14 protein-coding genes and 1 pseudogene are annotated in these 15,622 nt (G+C 63.7%); 6 read left to right on the top strand and 9 right to left on the bottom strand.

Going from position 1 to position 15,622, the window contains the following annotated elements; genetic code table 11:
- Position 1 precedes the first annotated feature (1 nt).
- The 4 genes from AC13HB_RS05850 to kynA all read right to left on the bottom strand — a co-directional run bounded on the left by AC13HB_RS05850 (position 2) and on the right by kynA (position 3,118).
- Complete coding sequence (locus AC13HB_RS05850; protein WP_482948798.1) at positions 2-268, bottom strand: Lrp/AsnC ligand binding domain-containing protein; 267 nt, start codon at positions 266-268, stop codon at positions 2-4.
- A 143-nt stretch (positions 269-411) separates the two neighbouring features.
- Positions 412-1,638, bottom strand: coding sequence for a kynureninase (gene kynU / locus AC13HB_RS05845; RefSeq protein ID WP_482948797.1), 1,227 nt, complete (start codon positions 1,636-1,638; stop codon positions 412-414).
- Complete coding sequence (gene kynB / locus AC13HB_RS05840) at positions 1,638-2,267, bottom strand: arylformamidase (protein WP_482948796.1); 630 nt, start codon at positions 2,265-2,267, stop codon at positions 1,638-1,640. Before kynB ends, kynU begins: the two co-directional genes overlap by 1 nt.
- Positions 2,268-2,269: 2 nt before the next feature.
- Positions 2,270-3,118: a tryptophan 2,3-dioxygenase gene (kynA, locus tag AC13HB_RS05835; protein WP_482948795.1), complete on the bottom strand. Its 849-nt coding sequence runs from the start codon at positions 3,116-3,118 to the stop codon at positions 2,270-2,272.
- A 167-nt stretch (positions 3,119-3,285) separates the two neighbouring features.
- On the opposite strand from kynA, the gene AC13HB_RS05830 reads away from it, so the two are divergent.
- Entirely contained in the window at positions 3,286-3,873 is a 588-nt protein-coding gene (locus tag AC13HB_RS05830; protein ID WP_482948794.1) for a HupE/UreJ family protein, read from the top strand.
- 73 nt (positions 3,874-3,946) lie between these two features.
- Here AC13HB_RS05830 and AC13HB_RS05825 read toward each other — a convergent pair whose 3' ends face one another.
- The 3 genes from AC13HB_RS05825 to AC13HB_RS05815 all read right to left on the bottom strand — a co-directional run bounded on the left by AC13HB_RS05825 (position 3,947) and on the right by AC13HB_RS05815 (position 7,465).
- The gene (locus AC13HB_RS05825; RefSeq protein ID WP_482948793.1) at positions 3,947-5,809 is read right to left on the bottom strand and encodes a M2 family metallopeptidase; all 1,863 of its coding nucleotides are present in this window, start codon (positions 5,807-5,809) and stop codon (positions 3,947-3,949) included.
- A 67-nt stretch (positions 5,810-5,876) separates the two neighbouring features.
- Entirely contained in the window at positions 5,877-6,341 is a 465-nt protein-coding gene (locus tag AC13HB_RS05820; RefSeq protein WP_482948792.1) for a YaiI/YqxD family protein, read from the bottom strand.
- Positions 6,338-7,465, bottom strand: a complete 1,128-nt coding sequence (locus AC13HB_RS05815) for a M14 family metallopeptidase (RefSeq protein WP_482948940.1) — start codon at positions 7,463-7,465, stop codon at positions 6,338-6,340. Before AC13HB_RS05815 ends, AC13HB_RS05820 begins: the two co-directional genes overlap by 4 nt.
- Positions 7,466-7,593: 128 nt before the next feature.
- Between AC13HB_RS05815 and AC13HB_RS05810 the strand changes: the two genes are divergently transcribed.
- Positions 7,594-8,076, top strand: a complete 483-nt coding sequence (locus AC13HB_RS05810; protein WP_482948791.1) for a hypothetical protein — start codon at positions 7,594-7,596, stop codon at positions 8,074-8,076.
- On the opposite strand, the gene AC13HB_RS05805 is transcribed toward AC13HB_RS05810, so the two are convergent.
- Both AC13HB_RS05805 and msrP read right to left on the bottom strand, forming a co-directional pair.
- The gene (locus AC13HB_RS05805) at positions 8,019-8,693 is read right to left on the bottom strand and encodes a protein-methionine-sulfoxide reductase heme-binding subunit MsrQ (RefSeq protein WP_482948790.1); all 675 of its coding nucleotides are present in this window, start codon (positions 8,691-8,693) and stop codon (positions 8,019-8,021) included. The genes AC13HB_RS05810 and AC13HB_RS05805 overlap by 58 nt on opposite strands.
- A gap of 2 nt (positions 8,694-8,695) precedes the next feature.
- Entirely contained in the window at positions 8,696-9,679 is a 984-nt protein-coding gene (gene msrP, locus AC13HB_RS05800; RefSeq protein WP_482948789.1) for a protein-methionine-sulfoxide reductase catalytic subunit MsrP, read from the bottom strand.
- A gap of 342 nt (positions 9,680-10,021) precedes the next feature.
- On the opposite strand from msrP, the gene AC13HB_RS05795 reads away from it, so the two are divergent.
- The 4 genes and pseudogenes from AC13HB_RS05795 to AC13HB_RS05780 all read left to right on the top strand — a co-directional run bounded on the left by AC13HB_RS05795 (position 10,022) and on the right by AC13HB_RS05780 (position 15,315).
- Entirely contained in the window at positions 10,022-11,566 is a 1,545-nt protein-coding gene (locus tag AC13HB_RS05795) for a GNAT family N-acetyltransferase (protein ID WP_482948788.1), read from the top strand.
- A 302-nt stretch (positions 11,567-11,868) separates the two neighbouring features.
- Positions 11,869-12,492, top strand: a pseudogene (locus tag AC13HB_RS05790) (AAA family ATPase); the annotation flags it as partial.
- A gap of 488 nt (positions 12,493-12,980) precedes the next feature.
- A complete protein-coding gene (locus tag AC13HB_RS05785) occupies positions 12,981-13,586 on the top strand; it encodes a hypothetical protein (protein ID WP_482948787.1) in 606 nt (201 codons plus the stop codon).
- Positions 13,587-13,749: 163 nt separating this feature from the next.
- Positions 13,750-15,315: a class I adenylate-forming enzyme family protein gene (locus AC13HB_RS05780; RefSeq protein ID WP_482948786.1), complete on the top strand. Its 1,566-nt coding sequence runs from the start codon at positions 13,750-13,752 to the stop codon at positions 15,313-15,315.
- The last annotated feature ends 307 nt before the right edge of the window (positions 15,316-15,622 follow it).

Genomic DNA, 15,622 nt, shown 5'->3' with positions numbered 1-15,622 from the left:
CTCAGCCGTCGCTGAGCCCCTTGTCGCGTGTGAAGGCGTTGAAGCAGATGATGGTCTGCGTGTCCTTGATGCCCTCGATGGTCTGGACCTTCTGGTTCACGAAGCGGCCGATATCCGCATCGTCATCGAGGTTGAAATGCGCCAGCAGGTCGAAGGCGCCGGAGATGGAATGCACCATGGGCGCTTCGTCGAGCGTGTCGACCAGCTTCGCCGCCACGTCATAGGTGTGGCCGAGCTCGCATTTGATGAAGACGTAGAATTGCCGCATCGCGGGACTCCCTGAAACCGGTCGGCAGGCCGGATCGCCTGCGAATTCGCCGTCAGACTAACGGATAGCTGACGAGATTGAACCATTGATACGCCGTCTTCGCCCACCCTTCGCCAGTGCGGGATCGGTAACATGTCCCCGGGTCAGGTGACGGCCGAGCGGACAGCGAACCGCTCGTCCTGCCAGGCCCCGCTTTCCATGATCTCGGCCAGCGTCTCAACGGCGCGCCAGACGTCCTCATAGCGCGTGTAGAGCGGGGTAAAGCCGAAGCGCAGAATATCCGGCGCGCGGAAATCGCCGATGACGCCGCGCTCGATCAGCGCCTGCATGATCGGATAGCCGTGCTCATGGGTCATGGAGACCTGGCTGCCGCGCGCCTCGCCGTCGCGCGGCGTGACGATTTCGAACCCGTCCAGCCTCGTCTCGACCAGTTCGATGAAGAGATCGCAGAGCGCAATGGACTTGGCGCGGATATCCTTCATGTCCGCCTCGAGCATGAGATCGAGACCGCACTCCAGAGCCGCCATACCGAGAATGCCCGGCGTGCCGCACTGGAAACGGTCGATCCCGCCGGCCGGCTCGTAATCGTCGAGGAAGTCGAAGGGGCGGGCATGGCCGAGCCAGCCGGAGAGGGCCGGCATCACGTCGTCATGATGACGCTCGGCGGCGTAGATGAAAGCGGGCGCGCCCGGACCGCCATTGAGATACTTGTATCCGCAGCCGACGGCGAAATCGGCACGGGCGCCGTCGAGATCGACGGGCAGGGCGCCGGCGGAGTGGCTGAGATCCCAGATCGTCAACGCGCCGGCGGCGTGGGCGGCGTCCGTGAGCGCCGTCATGTCGTGCAGCCGGCCGGTCTTGTAGTGTGTCTGGGTGAGGAGCAGGGCAGCAACGTCGTCGTCCAGCGCGTCCTCGATCTCCTCCGTTTCGACCAGCTTCGCCGTGACCTTGCCGCCGGACATGGCCGCGAGGCCCTGCATCATATAACCGTCCGTCGGGAAGTTACCGCGTTCGGTCAGGATGGTCGTGCGTCCGGGGCGAAGTTGAAGACAGGCCGATAGCGCCTTGAAGACGTTGATGGATGTGGAATCGGCGGCCACGACTTCATGCGGCTCGGCACCGATCAGGCGGGCGATCTTCGCGCCGACGCGGCGGGGCGCCTCGATCCAGTTATTGCTGTTCCAGGACCGGATCAGGTCCTGGCCCCATTCGCGCCCGACGACATCGGCGATCCGGTCTGCGGTGGCCTTGGGCAGCGCGCCGAGGGAGTTGCCGTCCAAATAGACCACGCCCGGCGGCAGGTCGAAGCGCGCCCGGAAATCCTTGAGCGGATCGTCGGCATCGAGTTGGCGGATAGGGTCGGGCAGCATCAGTCGATCTCCCTCAGGACGGCGCGCACGGGGGCCGCATCGGCGCCGGCGATCTTCAGGGGCGGGGCGATGAGTTCATAGCGACCGTCGGGCACGCCATCGAGCACAAGGCCTTCGAGAATACGCATATCGTTCCGGCGCACGGCGTGGTGCGCACCCATCGTCTTGGAGGCCTGCGGATCGAGGGAGGGGGCGTCGACCCCGATCAGGCGAACGCCGCCCTGCGCCAGGCGCTCGATCGTATCGGCGGCAATGGCACGGAAATCCTCGTCCCATTCGTCATGCGGAAACTGCGGATAGGTCCGGATCAATACGCGCGTTTCGCCTGCGAGCGATTCCCAGTCGATCTCGTCGGGCATGACAGCCTCGCCGGGCCCGGTGGCCGTGATCAGGCGGCAGGGGCCCAGATAAGGATCGAGTCCGACCGAGGCGATATCGGAACCATGCACGTCATAGTGCGAGGGCGCGTCGCCATGGGCGCCGGAATGGGTCGACAGGGTGAGTTTGGAGACCTTGACCGGGCAGTCATCGCTGATCGTCCAGGTCTCCTCGATGTCGAACGGCGTGTCGCCGGGCCAGACCGGAAGACCGGGCCGCAGGGTCTGCGATATGTCCCATATCCGCGCCATGGTCAGAGGCTCGTCCTCACGGTCCAGATTTCCGGGAAGAAGCGCAGATCCAGCGCCTTCACGAGATAGGAAACACCATTCGTGCCGCCCGTGCCGCGGCGATAGCCGATGATGCGCTCGACCGTCTTCATGTGGTTGAAGCGCCATTGTTGGAATTTGTGCTCGAGATCGACCAGCTTTTCGCCCAGCTCGTAGGCTTCCCAATGGGTCTCGCTGTCGCGATAGATCTCGCGCCAGACATCCTCGACCTCGGCGGAAGCCTGGTAGGGCTCCTTCCAGTCGCGTTCGAGACAGGATTGCGGGATCGCGTAACCCTTGCGGGCCAGGAATTTCAGCGTCTCGTCCCAGAGGCTCGGCGCTTCCAGCGCGCCCATGACCATGGCGTTGGCAGGCGGGTTGTCGGCATGGACGCGGGCGAGGGCGGCATTCTTGTTGCCGAGCCGGAATTCCAGCGTGCGATACTGGAAGGACTGGAAGCCCGAACTCTGTCCCAGCTCGTCGCGGAAGGCGAGATAATCGGTCGGCGTCATCGTGGCGAGCACGTCCCAGGCCTGGATAAGCTGTTCCTGCACGCGGCTGACACGGGTGAACATTTTCAGCGCCGGACCGACATCGTCCCGCTGGAGATGGGCGATACCGCCCTCGGTCTCGTGGATGATGAGTTTCATCCAGAGTTCCGCGACCTGGTGGATGACGATGAAGAGCATTTCGTCATGCTCTTGCGTCAAAAGCTTCTGCGAGGTCAGCAGCCGGTCGAGCGCCAGATAGCCGCCATAGGACATGGCGTCCTTGAAATCCCAGTGAATGTCCTCGTCGGACACGTCCACGCTGGACGAGAATGTTTCGCTCATGCCGGTACTCCCCGTTCTCCGGTCGGCCGGTCTGGAGCGACTCGGGCGACGCAAAAGTCGTTGGGACCGGTGTAGGGGGTAAAGCCGGACCCGATCAACCGCCGAACGCGCTTGATGCACCGGAGGGCCGGCCCTAGCGTTCCCGTTCTTTTTGCAGGGAGATGCGTGTGTTGATTGCCGCTACGGAGCAGACCGTCCTCGACGTTGTCAGCCTTTATCTCAAGCTGGGCTATGAGCATATCCTGCCCAAAGGGCTGGATCATATCCTCTTCGTTCTGGTCCTCGTCTTCGCAGCCACCCGGCTGAAGCCGCTGATCTGGCAGATCACCGCATTCACGGCAGCGCACACGATTTCTCTGGCGCTTGCGACACTGGGCCTCGTTGCCGTCCCCGTGGCGATCGTCGAGCCCATCATCGCGCTCTCCATCGCCTTCGTCGCCATCGAGAATGTCGTCCGCAAGGAGCCGCCGCGCTGGCGGCCGCTTCTCGTTTTCGCCTTCGGCCTCTTCCACGGGCTGGGGTTTGCTGGCGTTCTGCTCGATCTCGGCCTGCCGCGGGACCAGTTCATCCCGGCGCTGCTGAGTTTCAATGTCGGGGTCGAGCTGGGTCAGCTGTCCATTATCCTCGCCGTCTGGCTGACTTTCATGCGCTTCCGCAGCGCGCACTGGCACACGCTGGCAGTACAAGTCGCATCCGGCCTGATCGCGGCGCTCGCGCTCTGGTGGACGATCGAGCGGGTTTTCCTGGGCGGCTAGCAAGTCTGATCGCCAGAACGAAAAAGGCGGCCCCGCTTGGAGCCGCCTTTCTCGTCTTGATTGAAGCGCAGAATTACCAGCCGCAGGCGCGGCCTTCATTCTCTTCTTCCAGATGCGTCATGAGCGGCTGGAAATAGGCGATGATCGCCGAGCCGTCCATTTCGCGCGTACCGGTGAAGGCTTCCAGCGCATCCGGCCAGGGCTCTGACGCCCCCATTTCCATCATCGCGTTGAAGCGTGCGCCCACTTCCTCGTTTCCGTACACCGAGCAGCGGTGCAGCGGGCCTTCCCAGCCGGCCATCTCGCAGGCCGCCTCGTGGAACTGGAACTGCAGGATGTAGCTCAGGAAATAGCGCAGGTACGGGACATTATTGGCGATATGGTACTTGGCACCGGGGTCGAAGGCGTCGTCCGGGCGTTCGACCGGCGGCGTGATGCCCTGATACTGGTTGCGAAGCTCCCACCAGGCCTCGTTGTAGTTTTCCGGCGTGATTTCGCCGCGGAACACCCGCCAGCGCCACTGATCCATCATCACCGCGAAGGGCAGGAAAGCGATCTTGTCGAGCGCGGTGTTGAACAAGAGGCCGACATCGGCGGACGCGTCCGGCACATCGGCCTCATCGAGCAGGTCGATCTGGACCAGGTATTCAGGCGTTACCGACAGGGCGACGAAATCGCCGATGGCTTCGTGGAAGCCGTCATGGGCGCCGGTCTGGAACAGGATGTCCTGCGTGTTGTAGGCGCGCTGGTAATAATTGTGCCCCAGCTCGTGGTGGACGGTGCGGAAGTCCTCGGCATTGACCAGCGTGCACATCTTGATCCGGATATCGTCGGCATAGTCCAGATTCCACGCCGAGGCGTGGCAGACGACGTCGCGGCCTTCCGGTGCGGTGATCAGGGAGCGGTCCCAGAAGGTATCCGGCAGCGGCTCGAGGCCGAGCGAGGTGTAAAAGCGCTCGCCCACCCGCACCATTTCCGTGGCGTCATAGTCGTTTTCTTCCAGGAGGGCGGTCAGGTCGTAGCCTGCATCGGCTTCGCCAGCGCTGACGATGTCATTGATCGGCGCCCAGCCCTGGGCCCACATATTGCCCAGCAGGTCGGCCCGGATCGGACCGGTCTCGGTCTGCACCTCGTCGCCGTAATACTCGTTCAGACCGTCGCGCACATAGCAGTGGAGCTGCTCGTAGAGCGGCTCAACCTGGCCCCAAAGGCGCTCGACCTCGGCCTCCATCTCGTCCGCCGGCATGTCGTAGTTCGACAGCCACATTTCGGCGAGATCGGCGAATCCGAGTTCGCGGGCGCCGGCATTGGCGATCTCCACCATCTCGGCGTAGTTCTCGCTCATCTGGGCGGGCTGGATGGCGGCGCGCCACTCATTCCACATTTCCTGCAGCACGGCCGGATCGCGCTCGGTGCCCATCATCGCCTGCAGGTCGTTGAGCGTCCGGGTCTCGCCATTGAGGTCGATGGTGCCGGTCGAATAGTCCGACGCCATGGCCGTGGTCAGCTCCGCCAGGCGCTGCGCCTGGCCTTCCCCGGACGGCGCGGGCAGTGTGATGCCGGCGGTGAGGGCCGTCATCTTGCGGCGCAGATCGAGCGGCAGATCGACATCGGCCCAGCGCGCGGTCTCGACCGCGGCCTCGACGGACATTTCGGTGGCCTGGGCACTCATCCGGCTGACCAGATACTCGGTGTCCTCGGTGATGAAGTTGGCATAGACCCAGGCTGTCCGGGCGCCGAACTCGCCGAAATCGCGCGTCTCTTCCTCGACTTCGGCGAGGAATTCGCGTGCGCCCTCGACCGTGGCTTCCGTCTCCGCGACTTCGGTCGGAGCCGCGACTTCGGCACCGTCCTCATGACTGAGACCGTAATAGAAATGAATGCCGGCGCCGGCGATCAGGGCGCCGATCGCGACGCCGCCGAGAAGTTTACCCATGATTTCCCTCCAGGACCCTCTTCGGGCGTGAACTGGCGGGAGCTTACGCCCAGTCCCCCATTGCCCGTCAAGCGCGCGGGGCGGGCGGACGACGACGGATCTTCTGGATCAGCGCCTCGAAACCATTGAGAAAGTCGGACCGGTCCCGCTGGGAGAAGGGTTTCGCGCCGCCGGTCTGTTCGCCGGCACTGCGAAGATCCGTCATCAGATTCCGCATTGCGAGGACAGAGCCGATATTGTCCGGCGTAAAGGGTTTGCCGCGCGGATCGATGGCATCGGCGCCTGCCTTGATACAGCGGTCGGCGAGGGGGATATCCGCCGTGATGCAGATATCGCCCGGTCCGATCTGTTCCGCGATCCAGTCGTCGGCTGCATCGGCGCCCTGGTCGACGATGACGAGCCGAGCCCATTGCGACTGCGGACGCCTTATGCCGCCATCGCAGACGAACAGCATTTCCAGGCCGTGGCGCTCCCCGACCCGGATCACCTCGTCCTTGACCGGACAGGCATCGGCATCGACGTAGAGGATCACCGCAGCTGGTCCACCATGGCCAGCATGGCGTCCAGATTGGCGGCGCCGAGTTTGCGGCAGCGCTCCGGAGACCAGCCCTGGGCCAGGTCTGGCAGGTTGTCATTGTCCTTGAAGGGCATTTCCAGCGTCATCGCCAGGCATTTGAATTCATTGGCCAGGTAATTGGTGCAGATGGAAAGGTCGGCCGTTCCCGGCGCGTCCACATCGTAACCATGTTCGGTCTGGAAATCGGGGCTGGCAACGCACAGAGCCGACTTGTACCCATCGAGCAGGGCCTGGCCTTTTTCGTCGAAATTCGGCGCGCCTTCGCCGCCGGCGATAAAGTTGTAGGGCAGGGCCTCGTCGCCATGGACGTCGAGGGCCAGGTCGATCCCGGTCTCTCGCATGGCGCCGAGCACATGGAAGACCTCTGGCGAATTCTCGATGCTCGCCTTGTCCCATTCGCGGTTGAGATTGACCCCGATCGCATTGGTGCGCAGATGGCCGCGCCTGCTGCCGTCCGGGTTCATGTTGGGCACGACATGGAAGACGGCCTTGTCCAGCAGGGTCCGCGCGACCGGATCGCTATCGTCCAGCAGGCGGCCCAGAAAACCTTCCATCCACCATTCCGCCATGGTCTCGCCGGGGTGCTGGCGCGCCGTCACCCAGATCGTGCGCTTGTCCGTGCCAGGCTCGCCGATCGTCAGCTTGTCCATGCTCTGGCCGTCATGCGTATAGCCCAGCACGTCCAGCTCGACGCGGTCGTGCAATTGCGCCCAGGCGATCAGGTCGAGGTGACGCTCCATGGAATAGGGGGCGAAATAGGCATACCAGACCGTGTCGAATTCCGGCGTGTGGCGGATTACGAGCTGGTCCTCGACATAGTCCGTATCGACCCGGAACCAGGTCTCGCGGTCGTAGGAGGCGCAGGCGCGATAGCCCGGCCAGCCTTCCAGATAGGCTGCCGCACCCGCATTGGTCAGGCGCATGGTGAGCGGCTCGCCGGCCGCCCCGGTCACCCGGTAATGGAACCACTGATAGAAGTCCGACCTGTTGTCCTTGCGGATGGCGAGGCGGATATCGGACGGGTTGCCGGCATTCTCGACGACGATATTGCCGCTGTCGAAACGGTCAGTGATGTGCAGGGTCATGCGGGTTCCGTGGACTGATCGCGAAAGGGTGAATGGCGTGTGACGCTGATACCCCATAATGCTGCGGGGATACATGGCCCGGCTGCACGCTCGGCGAGGGCCGTCATTGCTGAGGATTTTCCATGCTCGCTCGCATTCGCCAGACCATCCTTATCGTGCTGCCCGTCTTCGTCAGCCTGATCTTTCTCGATTCCCTCCGCTACAAGTTCACCGACGCTCCGGAGACGCAGGAAATCTTCGGCCGGCTCGATGGTTGGGCCGCCAGTCTGGGTGCGCCGGGCTTGTTCGACCACACAGGGCTCTTCAGTCAATACGTTATCGGTTCGGCGGAACTTATTGCTTCAACATGTCTATTGATAGGATTTATACCCGCATTCCGGCGTCTGCAGGTGGTGGGAAGCGCGTTTGGGCTGGCCATTATGACCGGCGCCGTGAACTTCCACCTCTTCACCCCTCTGGGTATCGATCCGAACCAGGATGGCGGCGGGCTCTTCATGGCGGCGTGCGCGGTCTGGGTATCCTGTCTCGTCCTGCTGATCCTGAAGCGTCAGGACGCGGCCGCGCTGGTCCGCGATCTAGGCCGGGCGCTCTTCACGACGCGATAGGCCAGCAGGACGAACAGGATCGAACCGTGAATCCAAGGCATGAGCTGAAAACCCTTCACCATGAAGCCGTGATGGAAGACGGCGATGATGGCGAGCGGATAGATCAGCCAGTGCAGGCGTTGCCAGTTGCGTGTGCCCAGCGCGCGGATCATCGCATTGAATGAGGTCAGCGCGAGCGGGATGAGCAGGACGAAGGCGGTCATGCCGAGCGTGATGTAGATCCGCTCGACCACATCGTCCCACAAACCGTCGAAGGCGCCCGGCACCGAAAAACCGGCCGCCACATAGAGGTCGAGACCCAGATAGGCGAGCACGTGCGCCAGGGCATACCAGAAAGCCGCCAGGCCGATCCGCCGCCTGATCTTCATGATCGGAAGCCAGCGGGTGATGTCCCGCACGGGCGTGACCATCAGGGTGATCAACAGGATGCGCAGGGCCGTGTCGCCCAGGAATCGGTGGGTCGTCTCGATCGGATTGAAACCGAGTTCGTGCGGCTGCCCCGTGAGCATGGATCCCCATTGCCAGGCCAGCCAGATACCGGGAGCCGCCAGCAGCCAGAAGGCAATCGGTTTGAGCCAGTGCTGGCCCACCACGCGCAGAAAAGCGGATTTCGCCATACTCAATGATTCTCGATCAGGTCCATGCCGGCATAGAGATGGGCGACCTGCTCGCCATACCCGTTGAACATCTCGGTTTCGCGGCGATTGAAGAGGCCGCTGCCGATCACGCGTTCGCTCGCCTGGCTCCAGCGCGGGTGGGCCCGGTTCGGATTGACGTTGGAATAGAAGCCGTACTCGTTCGGCGCGGAGATATTCCAGGACGTCGCCGGCTGTTCGCTGACGAAGCGGATTTTGGTGATCGACTTGATCGATTTGTAGCCATACTTCCACGGCACGACGAGGCGGACCGGTGCTCCGTTCTGGTTGGGCAGAACTTCGCCGTAAAGCCCGACCGCGACGAAGGCGAGCTCGTTCATGGCTTCGTCCATCCGCAAGCCTTCCACATATGGCCAGTCCAGTACCGGGAAGCGTGTGCCGCGCATTTCGGAGCGGTTCAGATAGGTTTCGAACTGCACGTAGCGCGCATCGGAAGTGGGTTCGAACTGGGCGAGCACGTCTGCGAGCGGCACACCGACCCAGGGAATGACCATCGACCAGGCCTCGACGCAGCGCAGCCGGTAGATACGCTCCTCCAGGACGGAGAAGTTGACGACGTCCTCCAGGGCGAACCGGCCCGTGCGCGCGGCATGGCCTTCGACCTCGATCGACCAGGGATCCGTCGTCATGGCGTCGGCATAGCGCGCGGGATCGCTCTTGCCGACGCCGAACTCGTAGAAATTATTATAGCCCGTGACCGCATCATAAGGTGTGGAGGCGTCCGGAACGCCATAATCGGTCGGGGAGGCGACGAGCGGCCCGGATGTGACGCGCCGCCCGCGCGGGGGCAGGGGCTGTGCCTGCGCACCGGCAGCCAACCCGCCGGTCAGACCGGCAACAGCCAGCGCACCGCCTGCCGCCATGATCTTGCGGCGGTCAAGATAAAGGGCTTGCGGGGTGACATCGCTCTCGCGGCCCTGCCAGGTCTTTCGGGATTTGATGAACATCTTGCGGGTCTCTCGTCTGCACTCCTGGGGATATTAGGGCGAATATTCGCGACGTCTCCCGGGTCCACGCTTTCGTGATCGGGAACCGGCCCTATCGTGATCCTGATCACGCATTTGCCCGGAAACACCGGCGCGGCCGTGAAGAGCCTGTTATTGTACCAGCCAAACAGGCGTTCTGATTTGCGCCATCAGTATATTCTGGCGAACTCGGCCGCTTTAAATTACCTGGTCCGTCATCGAGTTCGCGGCGGTCCGACGCCCGCGGTTCGCGCTACATCGTCTATACCTTGACGCCAGAGGCGGCGTAATGATTGCTGGTAAGCGGCAATAAGCGAGTTCTCCATGCCCAAGACGTCCAAGCGGCCATCCCTGAATGTCCGCAATGCGACCCTCTCCGACATTCCCGGCATCTCGGCGCTGGTCGAGAAGGTCTATCCGGAAATGGAGACCTATTCGCAGAGCATGCTTCAGGGGCAGATCATCAACTTCCCGGAAGGCCAGGTCGTCGTCGAATACGAAGGCGATATCGTCGGTTATGCGGCCAGTTTCGTCATCGACGAGGAAGCCGCGCTATCCCCGCACAGCTGGAACGAGATTACCGGCAATGGCTTCGGCTCGCGTCATAACCCCAAGGGCGACTGGCTATACGGCATGGAAGTCTGCGTCGATCCGGAGCGCCGCCGCCTGCGAATCGGACAACGCCTCTACGACGCCCGGCGCGAGCTCTGCGAGCGGCTTGGGCTGAAGGGGATCGTGTTCGGCGGGCGCATGCCGGGCTGGGGGCGCAAGAGGAAGCAATATCCCGATCCGCAGGACTATCTCGACGCGGTCATGGCCCAGGAGATCAACGACCCGGTCATCCGCTTCCAGACCCGCATGGGCTTCGAGCCGATCGGCGTGCTGCGCAAATACATGGATTACGACAACGCTTCGGGCGGAAGCGCCTCGCACATGGTCTGGCGCAATCCCTACGCCGTCGACAGCCCGCGCAGCGAGACCGCGCCGCCGGGGAACAAGGACGTGGTGCGAGTCGCGACGGTGCAGTTCCAGCAGCGGCGCGTCTCGAGCTTCGAGGAGTTCATGTCCAACATCGAGTATTTCGTCGATGTGACCTCGGACTATCGCTGCGACTTCGTGATCTTCCCGGAGCTCTTCACGCTCCAGCTCCTCGCACTGGAGGAAACCCGCCTGACGCCGGCCCAGTCGATCGAGCGGCTGACGGAGTACACGCCGCATTTCGTCGATGCCATGCGCGAGATGGCGATCGGCTACAACATCAACATTATCGGCGGCTCTCATCCGACCCGCACCGAAAGCGGCGAGATCAAGAATGTCGCCTATGTCTTCCTGCGCGACGGCTCGGTGCACGAGCAGGAAAAGGTCCATCCCACGCCGTCCGAGCGGCACTGGTGGAATATCCGCGGCGGCGACACCGTGACCGCGATTCAGACCGATTGCGGGCCGATCGGCGTGCTGATCTGCTATGACAGCGAATTCCCCGAACTCGCGCGCCGGCTCGTCGATGCCGGTGCGAAAATGCTCTTCGTGCCGTTCTGCACGGACAACCGCCAGAGCTATATGCGCGTACGCTACTGCTCCCAGGCACGGGCCATCGAAAACCAGTGCTATGTCATCATGTCCGGCAATGTCGGAAATCTGCCGGGCGTGGAAAACATGGATATCCAGTACGCCCAGTCCTGCATTCTGACCCCCTGCGACTTTCCCTTCGCGCGCGACGGTATCGCCGCGGAGTGCACGGAGAATGTCGAGACGGTCGAGATCGCCGACATGGACCTCACCGATCTCGACTGGGCCCGCCATGACGGAACCGTCCGCAATCTGAAGGACCGCCGCTTCGATCTCTACGCCGTGCGCTGGAACAAATAGGGCAGGAAGCTTGCCGTCTGTGCGGCACTCCGGACCGTTTGCGAAATAATTTCCGCTGCGCCCGCGGCAGGGGCGAGTATATGTGCAGTCCTTTGCACGCTGTCCATCGCTCTGACACGGAACGACAAATCAGGAATCTTGGCATGCCCGCGCCGGCCCGGGCGCGAGATCGTTCAAACTTGAATCGTTTGCGACGCGAATTGTCGTAAATTTTCGGGACCTCACTTATCCGTGCCGCAACACCTGACTGCTTTCCTGTGCCTGACAAGACAGGGAATCCGGTGCGAGGAAAGGTGTCCGAGATGTCCAGCAAAGCCCAAGTCGTCGTCTTCGCCTCACAGAAGGGCGGATCCGGCAAGACCACGGTCTCCGCACATGTTGCGGTGGAAGCCGAACGCGCCGGCGCAGGCCCGGTCGCGCTGATCGATACCGACCCGCAAGGCTCGATGGCCAAGTGGTGGAATGCGCGTGCCAGCGAGACGCCGGCCTTCGCGCAGATCTCCGTGCCGAACCTGGCACGCGACATCAAGGCGCTCGAGGATGCGGGCTACAAGCTCATCATCATCGACACGCCCCCGGCCGTGACCTCCACGATCGCGGAAGTCATCACGCATGCCGACCTCGTCGTGCTGCCGACCCGTCCGAGCCCGCACGATCTGCGTGCCGTCGGGCCGACGGTGGACATCATCCAGATGCAGCACAAGCCGCTCGTCTTCGTGATCAATTCGGCCACCGCCCGGGCCCGGATTACCGGCGAGACGGCCGTCGCGCTCTCGCAGCACGGCATGGTCGCCCCGGTCACCCTGCATCACCGCGTCGATTTCGCCGCCAGCATGATCGACGGGCGCACGGTCGGCGAGGCCAATCCGCAGGGCCGCTCGGCCAAGGAAGTGGCCAATCTCTGGACCTATCTCGGCGATCGGCTCCTTCGCATGCGCGACGAAAAGGCCCCGCTGCACAAGCCGAGCATGACGATGGAGGACGACATCCTCACCCCGGTCAGCGCCGCACTGGCCCAAGCCGAGGGCGAGCAGGCCCGTCCGCAGGCGGTTGCACCGCCGCCTCCGCCGGCTCCGCGTCCTGCTCCGGCTCCTGCACCGACCGCGCCTCCTGCGCCCGTGCGTCCTGCCGCTTCCGGCACGCATCCGACGCAGCCGGGACACGACCCGCAGCCCGCCGACGACATCTTCGGGATCGAGCCGGCCGCGGTCTCCGCTTTCGGCAGCCGTGTCACGACGACCCAGCCTCCGGCCGAGGAAGTCGGTGCGAACAGCAATTGGGATGGTGTTGAACGCCGCAAGGCGGATGCCGGTCCGCCGGCCGGCAAGATCGAACGCCGCCGCTTCGGCCAGCCTTTCGGCCGCCGTCACAGCGCCTGAGCCCTTCGCGTCAACGCCCAGACCGAGTTATTGCCATGAGTTCCAAATATGCCAGCCTGCACAGCGGACTGCTCGCCCGGAAGGGACACGCTTCGCCCGCCATACCGTCGCCCCTGGCGCATGTCTCCTACACGGACGAGCCCCATGAGCGCCGCGATATCGAACCGCAGGCCAATGCCCCTCTGATCGCCCGCAAGCCGGAGCACGCTCCGACCGAGAACACCCCGGCTCAACACGGCGAAGCCCGTGGCCTGCGCCGCCTTCCCACGCGTCCGGCGGAATCGCCTTCGCCTCGCCCGGTGCGCCGGGAAGCGCCCGCATCGGCGCCGTCTTCTTCCGCCGAGAGTCACGCCCGCGAAACCTCGTCTCGCGATACGCCGCCGGTCGAGAGCGGCTGCTGCGGCGGCATGGCCGCGATGGCCTCTGATGAGGCGCACCACGAGCATTATGACCCGGCCTCCGTCTTCAAGGCCGGGGTACGCCTCAGCGCCGAACAGAAACGCCGACTCAAAACGGTTGCGGTGCAGATGAACTGGTCCCAGCAGCGCATTCTCTCCGAGGCGCTCGACCAGTGGCTCGACAAGATGTGCGAGCGCGAGATGAAGAACTGCGCCTGCCTCCGCGCCCGCCTGGGCGAATAGCAGGCCGACTTCACAGGTCTTTGTGACGGGGTTGCCGAAAGGCGGCCCCGTTTCTTTTTGCGCGGGCAGGGTGCAACCGCAATCCGGACTGGTATTGGGCCGCGACAAGCTCCGGCGAGCGAGGCATTCTGCGGCATTCCCGTGTACGGTATGGAATAAGCCGATGACCGAGACGCCCGCTGCCATCCAGGAATATGTCGCTCGCCCCTTCGGCACCTTTGCCGAACTTTTCGCCCTGCAAGCCCTGGAAAACCCCGATGGTACCGCACTGATTTGCGAAGGTCAGACGATCAAGCGCGGCGAACTCGACGCGCTGGCCGACCGCGTCGCAGCAGCGCTCCAGCGCGATGGCGTCAAACCGGGCGATGTGGTGGCGATCTGCGCGGCGAGTTCGATCGCCTATGCCGCCGTTTTCATCGGCACGCTTAGAACCGGTGCCGCTATCGCGCCGTTGTCGCCCTCCGCGACGCCGGCCCAGCTCGCCTCCATGGTCGCGGATTGCGGGGCAGGGCACCTTTTCACGGATGCCGGGGTCTCCGCCCATCTGGCGCCCGCGGCTTCGGATATCGCCGCGCGCCGGGTCGCGCTCGGCGCCGGGGGCGACGGGGAGGCATTCGAAGCCTGGCTTATGCCCCCGGGCAGCCCGCCGGCACCGGTCGATATCCGGCCGGACATGGCGTTCAACATCATCTATTCGTCCGGCACGACCGGGACCCCGAAAGGAATCGTCCAGTCGCACCGCATGCGCTGGCCGCACAACAGCCTGACCGATCCGCCCGGTTTCGGCCCCGATGCCGTGGCTCTCGTGTCCACGCCCCTCTATTCCAACACGACACTGGTCCATTTCCTGCCCGCCCTCGCGGGTGGCGGATGCGTCGTCCTGATGCCGAAATTCGACGCCCGCCGCTATCTCGAACTGGCGGAACAACATGGCGTTACCCACACCATGCTCGTACCGGTCCAGTATCAGCGGATCATGGCGCTGCCCGATTTCGGCGATTTCGATCTCGACCGGTTCCGGCTCAAATTCGCGACATCGGCGCCGTTCTCTGCAGAGCTCAAGGCCGACGTGCTCGGACGCTGGCCCGGCGGACTGGTCGAGTATTACGGGATGACGGAAGGCGGCGGGACCTGCGTCCTCCTCGCTCATGAACACCCCGACAAGCTCCACACGGTCGGAAAGGCGATGCCGGGCCACGACATACGCGTCATCGACAGCGAGGGCCGGGAAGTCCCGCCTGGCACTGTGGGCGAAGTCGTTGGCCGGTCCGGGGCGATGATGACGGGTTATCACGGCAAGCCGGAAAAGACGCGTGAGGCGGAATGGATCAGTCCGGAGGGCGAGCGCTTCATCCGCACTGGCGACCTGGCCAGCAGGGATGCGGACGGCTTCTTCACCATCGTCGGCCGGGCGAAGGACATGATCATTTCCGGCGGCATGAATATCTACCCGTCGGACCTCGAGGATATTCTGATGGAACAGGAGGCCGTCGCGGATGTCTCGGTGGTCGGCGTGCCCTCGAAGGACTGGGGCGAAACGCCGGTCGGCTTCGTCGTGCTGAAGCCGGGCAAGACGGCCAGCGAGGCGGATATCCTCGACACCGCCAATGCGAAACTCGGCAAGATGCAGCGCCTCTCGGCCATCCGGATCGTCGACGAACTCCCCCGCAGCGCTATCGGAAAAGTGCTCAAACGGGAGTTGCGGGAGGCATTCAAGCCCAGCGCCTGAGGGGCGCGTATTCGCAACTTATCCCCACCCACCAAACCTCGCTTAGACTCTTCCCCGTTCTCGCACCGCTCGAGGCCCGGCCTGGTTCGCCGGGGGTGTGGGGAGTACGGAGCCTGCCCGTCTCTGCTGACTGACCAAAGCAGGGCCCGGTGGTGGCCATCGGTAAGGAGAGGCAGCAAAAGCGCTGACTGTCTGTCCAGACCGGTTTCGAGAGGGAGCCCGTGAGGGCTCCGGTAAATCTCCGTGTGCAGGATGTCCCTGATGTCACTCACACTTACAGCAACACTCCGGCATCAGCCGGCATCCT

This window comes from Maricaulis sp. B-26 (assembly GCF_056857855.1).
Note: the sequence above shows the minus strand (reverse complement) of the source record. Positions and strands in the feature narration are given on the sequence as shown.